The 14,272-nt window shown below is 46.3% G+C and carries 13 protein-coding genes; 8 read left to right on the top strand and 5 right to left on the bottom strand.

The genetic code is table 11. The features are described from left to right. Positions 1 to 96 precede the first annotated feature (96 nt). Positions 97 to 1,524, bottom strand: coding sequence for an alanine/glycine:cation symporter family protein (locus tag MH215_RS14735; protein WP_056703396.1), 1,428 nt, complete (start codon positions 1,522 to 1,524; stop codon positions 97 to 99). Positions 1,525 to 2,446: 922 nt separating this feature from the next. On the opposite strand from MH215_RS14735, the gene MH215_RS14730 reads away from it, so the two are divergent. Continuing rightward, complete coding sequence (locus tag MH215_RS14730; protein ID WP_239291127.1) at positions 2,447 to 3,376, top strand: response regulator; 930 nt, start codon at positions 2,447 to 2,449, stop codon at positions 3,374 to 3,376. Between the two features lie 242 nt (positions 3,377 to 3,618). Here MH215_RS14730 and MH215_RS14725 read toward each other — a convergent pair whose 3' ends face one another. Continuing rightward, positions 3,619 to 3,804 (bottom strand): aspartyl-phosphate phosphatase Spo0E family protein, encoded by a 186-nt coding sequence (locus MH215_RS14725; protein ID WP_239291126.1) that lies wholly within the window; start codon positions 3,802 to 3,804, stop codon positions 3,619 to 3,621. A gap of 582 nt (positions 3,805 to 4,386) precedes the next feature. On the opposite strand from MH215_RS14725, the gene MH215_RS14720 reads away from it, so the two are divergent. Together MH215_RS14720 and MH215_RS14715 are read left to right on the top strand one after the other, a co-directional pair. After that, positions 4,387 to 5,010: an acetate uptake transporter gene (locus MH215_RS14720; RefSeq protein WP_056703388.1), complete on the top strand. Its 624-nt coding sequence runs from the start codon at positions 4,387 to 4,389 to the stop codon at positions 5,008 to 5,010. 379 nt (positions 5,011 to 5,389) lie between these two features. After that, positions 5,390 to 5,902 (top strand): acyl-CoA thioesterase, encoded by a 513-nt coding sequence (locus tag MH215_RS14715; protein ID WP_145045202.1) that lies wholly within the window; start codon positions 5,390 to 5,392, stop codon positions 5,900 to 5,902. A gap of 13 nt (positions 5,903 to 5,915) precedes the next feature. On the opposite strand, the gene MH215_RS14710 is transcribed toward MH215_RS14715, so the two are convergent. Together MH215_RS14710 and MH215_RS14705 are read right to left on the bottom strand one after the other, a co-directional pair. Then, complete coding sequence (locus MH215_RS14710; RefSeq protein WP_239291125.1) at positions 5,916 to 6,992, bottom strand: anthranilate phosphoribosyltransferase; 1,077 nt, start codon at positions 6,990 to 6,992, stop codon at positions 5,916 to 5,918. A gap of 18 nt (positions 6,993 to 7,010) precedes the next feature. Next, entirely contained in the window at positions 7,011 to 7,607 is a 597-nt protein-coding gene (locus tag MH215_RS14705; protein WP_145044800.1) for an ANTAR domain-containing response regulator, read from the bottom strand. 462 nt (positions 7,608 to 8,069) lie between these two features. Here MH215_RS14705 and nirB point away from each other — a divergent pair, with 462 nt between their 5' ends. From nirB to cobA, 4 genes are read left to right on the top strand one after another with little or no spacing between them, the layout of a single operon-like run. After that, positions 8,070 to 10,511 carry a nitrite reductase large subunit NirB gene (nirB, locus tag MH215_RS14700; RefSeq protein WP_239291124.1) on the top strand — a complete coding sequence of 814 codons (2,442 nt, stop codon included), beginning with the start codon at positions 8,070 to 8,072 and terminating at the stop codon, positions 10,509 to 10,511. 16 nt (positions 10,512 to 10,527) lie between these two features. Then, complete coding sequence (gene nirD / locus MH215_RS14695) at positions 10,528 to 10,845, top strand: nitrite reductase small subunit NirD (RefSeq protein ID WP_056703377.1); 318 nt, start codon at positions 10,528 to 10,530, stop codon at positions 10,843 to 10,845. A 44-nt stretch (positions 10,846 to 10,889) separates the two neighbouring features. After that, the gene (locus MH215_RS14690; protein WP_239291123.1) at positions 10,890 to 11,771 is read left to right on the top strand and encodes a formate/nitrite transporter family protein; all 882 of its coding nucleotides are present in this window, start codon (positions 10,890 to 10,892) and stop codon (positions 11,769 to 11,771) included. Continuing rightward, on the top strand, positions 11,768 to 12,538 hold the full coding sequence (gene cobA / locus MH215_RS14685; RefSeq protein ID WP_239291122.1) for a uroporphyrinogen-III C-methyltransferase: 771 nt from the start codon (positions 11,768 to 11,770) through the stop codon (positions 12,536 to 12,538). The genes MH215_RS14690 and cobA overlap by 4 nt, the downstream gene beginning before the upstream one ends. A 19-nt stretch (positions 12,539 to 12,557) precedes the next feature. Here the strand turns inward: cobA and MH215_RS14680 are convergent, their stop codons facing one another. Beyond that, positions 12,558 to 13,196, bottom strand: a complete 639-nt coding sequence (locus tag MH215_RS14680) for a TetR/AcrR family transcriptional regulator (protein ID WP_239291121.1) — start codon at positions 13,194 to 13,196, stop codon at positions 12,558 to 12,560. A gap of 206 nt (positions 13,197 to 13,402) precedes the next feature. On the opposite strand from MH215_RS14680, the gene MH215_RS14675 reads away from it, so the two are divergent. Next, on the top strand, positions 13,403 to 14,170 hold the full coding sequence (locus MH215_RS14675) for an SDR family NAD(P)-dependent oxidoreductase (RefSeq protein WP_056703368.1): 768 nt from the start codon (positions 13,403 to 13,405) through the stop codon (positions 14,168 to 14,170). Positions 14,171 to 14,272: the final 102 nt, after the last annotated feature.

The raw sequence follows: 14,272 nt of genomic DNA, 5'->3' as shown, positions 1-14,272 counted from the left end.
CATCCCTTTACGGGATTGTAGAAGCCCTGTTTATTTTACTATTTTACATTAGTGTGCATGGTCTGTTGTCCACACAAGCCACATCGAAGCTACACTTTACGCTTTACTCTGGTTAGTCACTACTTCCGCCTCAGATTCCCAGCACTCTACTTCACCCGGGATCTGAATTCGATCACGCGTAAAGACTGGGTTATGTCCTTCAGCTTTTTGTTTCTTATAATCTTTCAGAGCGGCAAACGTTACTTTGGACAACATTAGAATTGCAATCAGGTTCACGACAACCATAAGTCCCATGAACAAGTCTGCCAGATCCCAAACCAGCTGTACTTTAGCTACTGCTCCGAACAGAACCATAGCAATAACACTCACACGATACAGCCATAGCCATCCCTTATTGGATTTGATAAATTCAATATTCGTTTCGCCGTAATAATAGTTTCCGATAAGTGTACTGAAGGCAAATAGAAATATCATAATTGCAAGAAAACCAGAAGCCCATGATCCAATATGCACGCTCAGTGCAGCCTGGGTCAATTCAATACCACCTAAGTCAGAGCCTTGATACACGCCTGATAATAGAATAATCATCGCAGTACTTGTACAGATGATCAGTGTGTCTGTCAGCACGCCAAAGGCTTGGATAAGTCCTTGCTTCACAGGGTGAGACGTATCTGCTGTGGCTGCGGCATTCGGCGCACTACCCATACCTGCCTCATTGGAGAACAAACCACGTTTAACCCCGTTCATCAATGCCGCTCCTAGCGTACCGCCGGCTACCTGTTCAATGCCGAAGGCATTTTTGACAATAAGGACAATCATGGCCGGAAGCTGTGTGATGTTCGACAACACAACAAATGCTGCCACGCCAATATACAAGACAGCCAGAACAACAACGATGTACTCCGATGCCTTGGCTATCCGCTTCACACCACCCATGATGATGGCTGCAAATATCACGGCCATTACGATTCCAACAGTCAACCGATCCATACCAAATGAATTTTGGAATGCTACTGTAATCGTGTTTGACTGCACAGCGTTAAAGACAAGCCCGAAGGACAATGTAATGAGAATCGCAAAAAGAACACCCATCCAGCGCTTACCAAGCCCGCGCTCCATATAATAGGCAGGGCCTCCGCGAAATCCACCATTGTCTTTGATTTTATAGATCTGAGCAAGCGTACTCTCCACGAAGCTGGAGGCGGAACCAATAATGGCGATGATCCACATCCAGAATACGGCTCCAGGGCCACCAAGTGCTATAGCAATGGCTATACCTGTGATGTTTCCTGTGCCTACACGTGCAGCCATACTAATACAAAAAGCCTGGAACGGCGAGATTTTACCCGGTTCCTTGCTTCGAGGCTCAGCGAGCACCTTCACCATATCACCGATCATACGGAACTGCATGAACTTGGTTTTGGTTGTAAAATACACACCACATACGACCAACAATATAATTAATAGCTTAGACCATAGAAAATCGTTGAAATTGACAACGATATCTTGTATTGTTTGCTCCATCGGCAACGCCCCCTTTTACATTTTTGTTCGTTATATAACCCCTCTAATTGCACGACTGAAATGTTGTTCCAATCCTAGATTCATGCACAATATGAGTCGCCCAGAATGGGCTGCTCGAATCTGGATACACTTGTCGTTAAGTGCATATGGTTTGTACCATTACACATAAGCATGGTTGTACTCTTATAGATGTTACCTATACTACAATCTCAACTACGGAAATCGACAAATACCTACATCGAATTATTTAATTTTTTTATAAAAAATCGAACTTCGGCTCAAATGCTGTTATGTTACCTAACATCACCATTCAAAAAAAGAACCGTATCTGATACACTAAGCTTTCTTCAATAAGTGTGGATAAGGCTCAACATGACCCAGTAGGGCGTGTCTAAAAACTCCGAAGGACGCAGATTTTGCCGAATTTTCGTTCCAAACAAGGAAGTTTTCCGCAGGCGTGCCGGGGCACGTCAAGGGAAAGTGACGCAGTAGGGGGCGAAAAGACAGTGAAAGATGCACTTCAGCGAGTTTTCAGACATGTCCTAACATGATGTAATGGGATGCCATGGTCTTCACATCGGGATAGGGAACGAAGTATGATAAGAATAATGATGTTCAACCAACGGACAACGGTGACGGGATACCGTCTTAGTCTATTGATGTGCCAATTACATCCCTTATAAGTGCATGTTCAAAAAGGTCGGTTTTCAGTACCGAGAAAATGGGATGAAGATAGAAATGGAGTAGCGGAGCGTAGGCAAAACTACGTGAGCAACTACATTGTTTCCGAAGGAAACAAACTTCGTAAACAGCCACTTATTTCGGCTGAATCCCATATTCGATGCTGAGATGCCTTCAGGCATCCTTCGTAATCAAAAGCGGACTTTTTGAACAACCTCTAGAAGAGGGGAGGAGACTGAGAATGCGTTATTTTATTGTTGATGATGATGCGGGAGTTCGCTCTATGCTAATTGATATTATTGAAGATGAGGGGCTTGGGGAAATTGCTGGAGAAGCCGAGGACGGAATTCATATTCATGCCGATCTGTTAGAGATGCATAAGGTAGACGTCCTGCTCATTGATCTTCTCATGCCGCAACGAGACGGGATACAAACCGTACGCGCACTAGAAGGACGATTCAATGGAAAGGTCGTTATGATCTCCCAGATTGAGTCCAAAAACATGATAGGGGAAGCCTATTCTCTTGGGGTGGAATACTATGTTACGAAGCCCATTAATCGATTGGAGATTATGTCTGTTCTGCGTTTAGTCGAGGAGCGTCTGCGCATGCAACAATCGATTCAGGATATTCAACGTACACTTCAAGGCTTGTCCCGACTGCAAACCTCAGAACGCACAGCTTCACACGCCCCTGACAAAACCATTGCAACGGCAGGACACTTCCTCCTATCCGAGATGGGGATGATTGGTGAGGCAGGCAGCAGAGACCTTCTGGATATGCTTGAATATCTGGAACAGCTCGAGACGGAAGACCAGAAGTTATCCACGTATACGCTACCGTCGCTCAAAGATATTTTTCACAATGTGGCCCTCCGTAAGCTGGGAGCCGATGCTTCAGCCGCTGAAATAACTAAGGAAGTAAAAGCGTCGGAGCAACGCGTTCGTCGAGCGATCTTCCAAACGTTAAGCCATGTTGTTTCATTAGGACTGACGGATTACACCCATCCTAAGTTTGAGAATTACGCATCCAAATTTTTCGACTTTACGGAGATCCGCAAGAAAATGCTTGAGCTACAAAACAATGTGGAACCATCCTTGTCCCAAACGCGCATTAACACGAAAAAATTCGTCCAAGTTCTCTATCTGGAAGCCAAGCGCTTACTACATTAGGGAGCTCAGCGCATAATAATATACGGACATGACCGAACTGGAATGATACAGCCCTTTGTTCTTGCGCTGTATGTTCCAGTTCTTTTCATGTCCGCATAGGGATAATCGATTTATAGAGACTATTCAAAAAGTCCACTTTTGATTACAAGGATACCTGCCAACATCTCAGCATCGAATATAGGATGCAACAATGTTGATCTATATGTAAAAAGGTTGAATATGTTCATTGATATCGCTTGGAATTATATCATTCTCGCCCTTGTCTGACTCCGATGTAATCGATTGTATTCATTGATTAATTCATCCAAAGCCATGGACTGCCGAATGACATCGGGATGCCCTAGCCCGCCCCCATGATGTTCGACCAACATGTGAAGGCTACGTCTGGCTTTCTCGATCCGATTAATTAAATCCAAACTCATAACCATTTGCCTAAGACCTCCTTATTTCTGTGTTATATTCTAGATTTTTCTGTCAATCTATAGTTGGTTTAACATATGGCATAAGAGCCATGGATGTTTTGTATCTTACTCCAATTTTTGATAGTTAGAATCATCGTTAGGTTAATATTTACCCCAAACCCTTAATATAACGCCTTTATTTCCTTCCCTATTTTACCCGCTCCCTCCTTCAAATGTTCTACTAACAAATGTGTCATTATTGTGTACCCCTTTAAGAAAAGCACCCCACCCGCCTACAAGCTTACCCGCCGGGTTAATTCCCAGTAAACAGAGGGGCACTATATATATTTAGAGCTTATTTAATCTATTTCGTTATCTCACTTTAGCTCACCTAACCCCATTATTTGTATAAATGCGGCTAACATTTGTCTAATAAATGTCCACAACGGCCATCATAAGGTAATAAAATCCCTTTCCATAACCGATTCATTCGGGTACAATAGGGCGATGTGTGTGTCCGGACCCGGCGGATACGAACGATATAGTTTAGAGGACGGCTTATACAAGCCCATAATCCTGATATGATATTATTGGAGGCTTATCAACACCATGCAAACTGATTCACGGACACAAGTTAAAATCATAAACGCCGATCCCAGCGCAATGGGGTTATTTGGGTTGGCTATCGTTACACTTGTCGCTTCTTCCCAGAAGCTTGGCATCACCGAAGGACTCAGCTACGCTATTCCTTGGGCGATCTTCCTGGGTGCATTCGCTCAGTTGTTCGCCTGCATTCAAGATTCCAAACGCAACAATACCTTTGGTACCACCGCCTTTGGCGCATATGCCTTCTTCTGGTTTGCAATGGGAGCAAACTGGATGATCAAAATGGGTGTATTCGGCTCAACGCTGGCGGAACAGACTGATGGTAAACAGCTCGGATTTGCTTTTGCCGGATATCTCGTGTTCACCCTCTTCATGACCCTGGGTGCCGTGGAAGCCAACAAAGTGCTGCTTATTATCTTTATTCTGATTGACTTCTTGTTCCTTGGTCTGACCTTTGATGCTTTCGGCGTAGCTCCTCACATCTTCCATACCATCGCAGCTTATGCAGAACTTGCGATCGGAATCGTGTCATTGTATGGCACAGGTGCTTCTGTACTGAACGCTCACTTCGGACGGGAGTTCTTGCCAATCGGAGGCCCATCGGGCATTTTCAAACCTAAGGCTTAACATACCAGCAAGCCATACATGCATGCTATCCGCATCCACGAAGAAGAAGCCTCCAAGCAATGTGCTTGAAGGCCTCTAACTTGGGAGCATCAGGTTCGTAGTGGTGCACAATAAATACTAACCGCCCGCGTGCCGGTCCGCGCCTGGCGGTTTTTTTTGATTTCAACTCTAGGTCGTGTCTGAAAACTCGCTACATTTGTATATGAAAACAACCGAAACCTATACTAGAAGCGACTTCTAAAAAAGCATGACTTTATAGAAAAAAAGAGACCATAGAGATAAGTGGAGGATGTACCAGGCAAGCTTACAGATAAGCACCGCCATACTGTCAGGAGGAAACAACATGAGAGAGATCCCTAAACCTACAGAGCTAGATCAAGTGGAGAAAAAGTACGTGCGTGAGACACGTTGTTACAAGACAGCAAGGGTATTTCCGACCGACTGTAACAATCATAATACGTTATTTGGCGGCAAGCTGATGTCCTACATTGATGATATTGCATCCATTGCGGCTTCCAAACTATGCAGAGTCAATACCGTGACCGCTTCAACCGATTCTGTCGACTTCTTGTATCCCATCAACCCAACGGATTCCGTGACACTGGAGTCATTCGCTTCTTGGACAGGACGCAGTTCCATGGAGATTTTTGTGAAGGTGATCCGCGAAGATCTGAAGACAGGTGAGAAAAAAATCGCTGCGACTGCTTTCTTGACCTTTGTTGCTCTGGACGAAAATAACCGCAAACTCATCGTTCCACGCTTGATCCCGGAGACGGAAGAAGAAATGAAACTCTATGAGACCGCTCCAGCTCGGGCGGCCATGCGGAAGCAGCGGCGGGAAGAGAGCAAGAAATTTGCTGACTTCCTGACCGTTAATTATCCTTGGGACTGATATAGATTAGAGATTATCCGGACGATGCCGGATAGGCAGACACCGTTCTACTATCCGGCAGCTCTCCACCCATCGAGACGCACCATTCTTGATATAAGCGATATGCCGCTCCGCTTTCCAGCACACTCTGGCACGTGTAGATACCTTCCTCGACAGACCCAACACGCTCAGCAGCATATAGACGGAATCCAGCATTTAACAGAACCTGGTTCACAAAGGCTGTATGCCCTGAACCACTTAGCACCGCTTCAGCCACTTCCAACTGCTTCGCAGCCGTCCAGACCAAATCAGGTACAGGAATATCCAGTTCATATGCAGCAGGATCAATCAGTTCAAGCTTCATCTCCCCAGCTTCCACCGCGTATACCCGCGTAGGTCGATCAATGTACAGATCCTCAGAGCCTTCCATACCCTGCACAACATATGCTCGGCGGTAGTTAAATTTGGTGAGCAGCTTCGCAATCCGATCTAGAAATGTATTATGGAACACACCAAAAATAAGATAAGGCGAGTGATTAAAGTCAATTAACTTCTCTGCTGTGTTGAATACCGTGCGGAAGCCAAGCTCCTCCCGAAGCGGCCGAAGCTGCTTCAACGGAATGCACCAGTCTTCTGAAGAAACAAACATGACATTGGTACGTGAAGCTGCACGTTTGGCATCTTCCCGATCCATTGTAGACGTATGAATTCCCGCTTCTCTTAGCAGCACCGGTAACGTTACTCCCCACTTAGGAGGCAAAGGCTCGCTCCCATGCAATGTTACAGGGACACCAGTAGCAGCTAATACAAAGGCAACCGGAAACGTCGCCATAAACGACTTCGTTCGTCCATCATAGGGTCCTGCACAATCGAGTCCATTATGGAAAAAAGACATTCTGTCCGCACTGTTGCGGCATGCATGAATGAAGGCTTCGAGTTCTTCAACATTCTCCATCTTCATTCGTTCAGCCATCAGAAAGGCTCCCGCCTGGGCTGGTGATACCTCCTGCTTCAGAATCTTCTCTGCAACAGCCAATGCCTCGGCATAGTTTAAATCACGTGAACCTCGTTTGCCCCGTCCCACTTCCCTGAGAATCTCAGACATATTCATGACGATCCCTCCTTCCAATTAAGACTGGAGTAACTGATGTGCCTTCACAATAGCTGTGGCGACATCAACCATCCGTTTGCGTTCATCCATAGCCTTCTTCCGTAACAGATCATACGCCTCCGATTCGGAGATCTGCTTCAGATCACAGAGGATAGCCTTAGCCATATCGATCCACTTCCGATCCTCTAATCTGGATTGCAGCTGCTTACGTTCTTGCTCCCATTGTTTCCGTTCCATATAACGCCTGGCTGCAAAATGCAGCGTCCAATGAATCTCCGATCCAGCCATAGATGGAGTAAGTATTCCGTCAAAAGAAGTTTCTACCTCGCATGATTCTACCGAAGATGCTGCCGTATCTGGTGCACACCACCAGAGCAATGGCGCATCCGACCTTCCCTTTCCCAGGCAGTGAACCCAGTGCTCTACATCGGCCAGAGATAGATGAAGAATGGAAGCTTCAGCTTTGCTGATCAACTTCAGCGCCTCGGTTTCGCTATCCGTCACCTGCACATGATATCCGTTCGCTGTAAGTAACTGCTCCGGTGTAAGAGGGATTGTTGCATCGGACGAGGCAGCTATCGTTGGTTGTACACGGATGACCAATAAAGATCGCATGATGGATCAATCCCTCCCTATTACATCTATAACAAATCCATTAGAATCAAATGCCTGCATGATTGCTTCTTCGGATTCGTGTTACATTACCTCACAATTTGATCGAATTACCGATCCTATTTAGACGATACTTCTCTTCGTTCATTTCAACTTCCATTACACACATGTAAACATAATTAACTTTAAATTTCAAACACTTTTTTATGTTAACTATCTTGACATGAGAAGAAGGATCTTTTATAGTTATGCCATAACAACTCCATATTTGAATCGATCACAGTTACAACGGCGTAGCTGGTTGAAACGGCAATGAAGCCTGTTTTGCAATCTCGGAGCAAGGGATGCGTGTGTACTTACGCAATCCACCGAGGCATGACAGGCTTTTTATATTTTTCTGGACATGATTACTGGACATGATTGTTGTGAGCATTTTGCAGAATGGATCTAAGGGGGCTAATCATAATGAGTTCAACAAAAAAACTGGTGTTGGTCGGAAATGGTATGGCAGGTTTACGCACTATCGAACATATTCTTAAGCTTGCTCCGCATGCATATGAAATTACGATCTTTGGCGCAGAGCCGCATCCGAACTACAATCGGATCATGCTATCCTCTGTGCTGGCAGGTGGAACGAGCATCGAAGATATCGTCATTAATGACTGGAACTGGTACGAGGAGAATAACATTCGTGTGTACCCTGGTGATCCGGTCGTTCAGATTGATGCTGAGCGCAAAGAGGTCGTATCGGAGTCCGGTGTTCGCGCCTCGTATGATGAGCTTATTATGGCAACTGGCTCTTCGGCATTCATCCTCCCCCTCCCCGGGGCTAATAAAGAAGGCGTCATTGGTTTCCGTGACATAAAGGATTGTGAAACCATGATGGCCGCATCACAGAAATATCGCAAAGCTGCCGTCATCGGAGGCGGATTGCTCGGCTTAGAAGCAGCTCGTGGTCTACTTAACCTCGGCATGGATGTCACTGTTATTCACATCAATGGTCACTTGATGGATCGAAACCTAGATCTACCTGCAGGCTTGATGCTTCAACGGGAGTTGGAGGAACAGGGTATGAAGTTCCTTTTGAACAAACACACCGAAGAAATCACAGGTAAGAACCGAGTGAAATCCCTACGGTTCACGGATCAAACCGTACTAGAGACTGATCTGGTTGTTATGGCTGTCGGCATTCGTCCTCAGATCGAATTAGCTCGTCAAGCCGGGTTGGATGTTAATCGCGGTGTAATCGTAGACGACTATATGAATACCAACATTCCAGGAATCTCTGCTGTAGGTGAATGTGCAGAGCACCGCGGGATCGCTTACGGCTTGGTAGCTCCATTATATGAACAAGGCATGGTGTTAGCTAAACGCCTGGCAGGTGCGGCAACCGAAGGCTATGAAGGCTCCGTTACCTCAACGAAGCTGAAGGTGTCCGGCGTGGACGTATTCTCCGCAGGACAATTCAAGGACTCCCCTGATACACGCAGCATTCGCATTCAAGATGATGTGGATGGTGTCTACAAAAAGATGGTCATCCGTGACGGCCAACTCCTTGGTGCGGTGCTGTTTGGGGATACTACCGACGGAGCATCACTCTTCTCCCTCATTAAAAGCGGCGAGGACATTAGCGGCCGTGAAAAAGAAATTTTGCTCGGAGTACCCTCTGGCGGCTCAGGCGCTGGTCCATCTGTAGCTGAACGCATGGCAAGTATGCCTGATGACGAGATCGTCTGCGGCTGTAACGGTGTTACCAAAGCTACCATTGGGGACGCTGTTTTGAACAAAGGCTGCAATACCCTCGGCGCAATTAAATCCTGTACGAAAGCTTCCGCTTCTTGCGGTGGATGTAAACCCATCATTGAATCTCTTCTCACGCATTATGCAGGTGATAATGTGGGCGAACAGGTCAAAGAAGGCATCTGTGGCTGTACGTCCTATGATCGGGATGAACTGGTTGCACAGATCAAGGAAATGGGACTAAAAAGTGTTAAGGAAGTCATGAACGTCCTTGGTTGGAACGAACCTGAAGGCTGCTCCAAATGTCGCCCTTCCCTCAACTATTATCTCGGTATGATCTGGCATACAGAGTATGAAGACGAGCGCGTATCCAAATTCACTAACGAGCGTTATCATGCCAATATTCAGAAGGATGGTACGTATTCCGTTATCCCACGGATCTACGGCGGAGTAACTTCTCCGGCAGAGCTGATCAAAATTGCTACCATTGCGGAGAAATATGATGTGCCGATGGTGAAATTCACAGGTGGACAACGACTGGATCTCCTCGGTGTACAGAAGGAGAATCTGCCGAAGATCTGGGAAGAACTTGATATGCCGTCCGGATTCGGTTATGGCAAGGCACTCCGTACCGTCAAAACTTGCGTAGGTAATACCTTCTGTCGCTTCGGAACCCAGGACTCCATCGAAATGGGAATTCGACTTGAGAAAAAACTCGATAAGATGGTTGCTCCAGCCAAAGTAAAACTAGCTGTCTCCGGATGCCCGCGGAACTGTGCAGAAGCAACCATTAAGGATCTCGGTGTCGTCGCTATTGATGGTGCATGGGAACTGCATGTTGGCGGTAATGGAGGCGTCAAAGTCCGCGCTGCCGAACTTCTCTGCACAGTGAAAACCGATGCTGAAGTCGAAGAGTGGACCTATGCTTACCTGCAATACTATAGAGAGAATGCACGTTGGAACGAGAGAACAGCGGCTTGGATTGAACGCGTAGGTCTGGATCATGTGAAGACAGCGCTGGAGGATCGTGACGTACGTCTGGCACTGGTTGAGCGGCTCGAAGCAACGCTGGGTCGCACCGTTGATCCTTGGAAAGAAATCATTGAGGATGAGAACTTACGCAAAAACTTCACACCCCTGGCGAGCACTCAAAATGCAGCCCACTAGAATAGGAGGAACAGCGATGAATAGATTGCACATTGGACACCTTGCAGATATTGAAGAAAAGGGTGCACGTACGTTTATGGTAGAGGATACGGAGATCGCGGTCTTCAAGCTCAGCGATGGTAGCCTACATGCGGTAGAAAATCGCTGCCCTCATAAGGGCGGCAAGTTGTCCGAAGGTATGGTATGTGGGACGTCTGTCCATTGTCCGCTCCATGACTGGAAGATCGATCTTCGTAACGGCAAAGTACATGAACCGGATGACGGTTGTCTCAATACGTACAAAACAGAGATTGATGGAGCTAGTGGGGAAATTTATATTACTATCGCAGGTTAGATCGTCACTATTTGCGGTGGCCTGACAGCAAGGAGGAGTGCACTATGGATTTTGTTAAACCGGCAGAAGTACTGCAATCAATGGTGGAAGCAGGTGAGAATAAAGCCAGGATGAATCGGATTCAGATGCTGATTCGCGGTTTTCTGGCAGGCGCTATCCTCGCATTTGCAACAACACTTGCTTATACCGCTGTATCTCAAACTTCCGTTGGTTTGGCAGGTGCACTGATTTTCCCAGCGGGATTCGTCATTATCATTCTTCTGGGACTGGAACTTGTGACAGGCAACTTCGCCATGATTCCATTAGCACTACTGAAACGACGAGTTACATGGATGAGCATGATGCGTAATTATTGCTGGGTTATTGTCGGTCATCTCTTAGGATGTTTATTCTATGCTGCTCTATACGGGCTCACACTTACCAAAATGGGCACAGATCTGAGCAGCCCACTCATTCAAACGTTGATTCAGACAAGTGAGGCTAAAACATTAGGGTATCAACATTTAGGCGCAGCAGGTATCGGTCTCGTTGTAATCAAAGCGATATTATGTAATTGGATGGTAACCCTCGGCGCAGTAATGGCTATGACTTCTACGTCCACCATTGGTAAAATCGTTGCGATGTGGCTGCCCATCACGATATTTTTCGCGCAAGGATTCGAGCATGCCGTAGTGAATATGTTCGTCATTCCGGCAGGTATGATGCTAGGCGCTAATGTGAGCATCGCCGATTGGTGGTTATGGAATCAGATTCCCGTGTTAGCCGGAAATCTTATTGGCGGAGCCATTTTCACTGGCTTAGGTCTGTATGCAGCACATACGTGGGGGACTTCCTCCCACTCTTCTTCCAAACTGGCAACCATTCAGGGCGGGCGTTCGGGCTTAACAAGTACAGATTCAGCACAGAAGGTGGGGACACGATCATGAGTACATCATTCGTCAGTATTATCGGTGCCGGTCCTGGTGACCCTGAACTGATCACGGTAAAAGCCTTGAAACGAATCCAAACGGCCGATGTCATTCTCTATGATCGTCTAGTCAATGATCAACTGCTTGCCGAGGCTCCTGAAGATGCACTGCGTATCTATTGCGGCAAAGCTCCTGGGCTACACTCGATGAGCCAAGAGATGATTGGACGGATGCTCATCACCCATGCAGCGGAAGGAAAACGAGTTGTTCGCCTCAAAGGCGGTGATCCGTTCATCTTCGGACGCGGCGGTGAAGAAGCACTTGTGCTAGCACAGGCCGGCATTGCCTTTGAGGTCATTCCAGGCATCACCTCTGCTGTCGGTACATCCGCATCCACCTTGATTCCACTGACCCACCGCGGACTGGCTTCATCCTTCGCTTGTGTCACCGGAACTGGCAGTGATGGTAACGTATCATCGGTTCGCTGGGATCTGTTGGCTCACAGCGTAGATACCCTGGTCATATACATGGGAATCAGTCAGTTGGCCGATATCCAACGGGAGCTATTACGTCATGGCAAACCCAGCTCCACACCAGCCGCCCTTGTAGAACGGGGAACTACTTCGCAGGAAAGAATCATTGCGGGCACACTCGCTGAATTGCAATCGCTCGCAGTCTCTGAACGTGTGAATAATCCGGCTTTAATTATCATTGGAGAGGCTGTACGTGTGCGCGAACAATTGTTACAACTGCAACGCGCAGCTGACGCTTCTATGACTGGATAGCCATCCTCCCTTTCTTATCTCAATCTAACAGCATACGTTCGTGAATCGTCCGACCCTTCTGCCCTGGTTCAATCAGCAGACGGGTCGGTTTGATGTTGATCAACGCCGTTAACTGTTCACCCATATAATGTGCAGAATATTTAAACCCGATCTCCGCCCAGTGCATAATGACACCAACTGTTGCCGATACGAGGTAACTCAGCATAATGTCGTAATTAATGACGTGCTCGCTATCCTCGGTGACAAGAACAAAATCCTGTGTTAAGTAGGTACGAAACATATTACATAGCCTGGAACTCATATCACTGTGCATCGTGATTAAAGCACGAAAGATGTCCTGATGTGCTTCTATATAATTAAAAACCGGCATTGTAGATGGCAGCAATGCGGTCATATCCACTTCTTTTAAATGCGCATATGGTTCTGCATACGCTTGTCCCACACCCTGCATGAAATCTTCCAAAATAAATTCAAGTAGCTCCGGCTTGCCTGGAAAGTGCAAATAGAACGTACCTCGGTTGTAGTCCGCTCGCTCCGTAATGTCCCGAATCGTAACAGCGTCCGCTCCCTTTTCCAATATTAAAGAAACCGCCGCAGCGATGATTGCATCCTGCGTTCTTCGTGCTCTGCGATCCTGAGGATGTTCGATAATCAACATTCCCGCCTCCTTTGTCCATTATTGTAACCTAAATGAACACCGCTTACATCTGTGTTCGATAGCTGACATTTGCGTTGTCAATGACGATTGTCACATTCTTATGTATATCTTAACATTAAGACAGGAAATATAGACGACAGGATGAATCATTTTTTTTATAGAGATGATCGCCTGAACAACATTTCACCGAAGGAGAGGATTAGATCATGAGTACATCCTACACACATACAGCCGTAATTACTGGTGCAGCCGGAGGAATTGGTAAAGAATTAGCACGCCGCCTTGCTGAACGCAAAATCAATCTGGTGCTGGTCGATTTGAATCAAGAAGCGATTGAGCAGACCATTGCAGATCTTAATCTAGACCAAGAGCATGTCATTGCGGTAAAAGCCAACGTATCTCAAGAAGAAGACGTTAAAAACTATGTGCAAAAAGCACTTGATGCCTTTGGAAGAATTGATTACTTCGCCAATAATGCAGGTATTGAAGGGCCAACTGGCTCCATTGATGAACTGAGTGTTGAAGCACTCGACCTCGTATACAATGTCAACGTACGTGGTGTATTCCTAGGGTTGCAAAATGTCATTCCTGTGATGAAAAAACAAAAATCCGGAGCGATTCTGAACACATCTTCCCTTGCAGGCTTAATGGGAGCTCCAGGGATGTCTCCATATATTATGTCTAAACATGCTGTAGTGGGTCTTACCCGTACAGCTGCGAATGAACTGGCTTCTTCCAATATCCGAGTTAACGCCGTATTGCCAGGAACAATCAATACTCGTATGATGCGTCAGATTGAAGCTAACTCTGGTAATGTGGATGATTATCAATCTGCAACAGTCTCTACTATTCCAATGGGTCGCTATGGCGAAGCAGCCGAAGTTGCTGCCGTAATGAACTTCCTTTTGTCCGAAGAAGCTTCTTATGTCACAGGCTCCCTCTACACTGTGGACGGCGGAATGGTTGGTCAATAAACCATATACAACATTATCAATGAAATAGATAGATAAGTTGAAAGACCTGCTTCGAGATATGCTTATTGCATTCTCGTTGCAGGTCTTTCAACTGTTACCATA

This window comes from Paenibacillus sp. ACRSA (genome assembly GCF_022346845.1).
Taxonomy (GTDB): Bacteria; Bacillota; Bacilli; order Paenibacillales; family Paenibacillaceae; genus Paenibacillus.
This window is presented reverse-complemented; position numbering and strand designations above follow the sequence as displayed.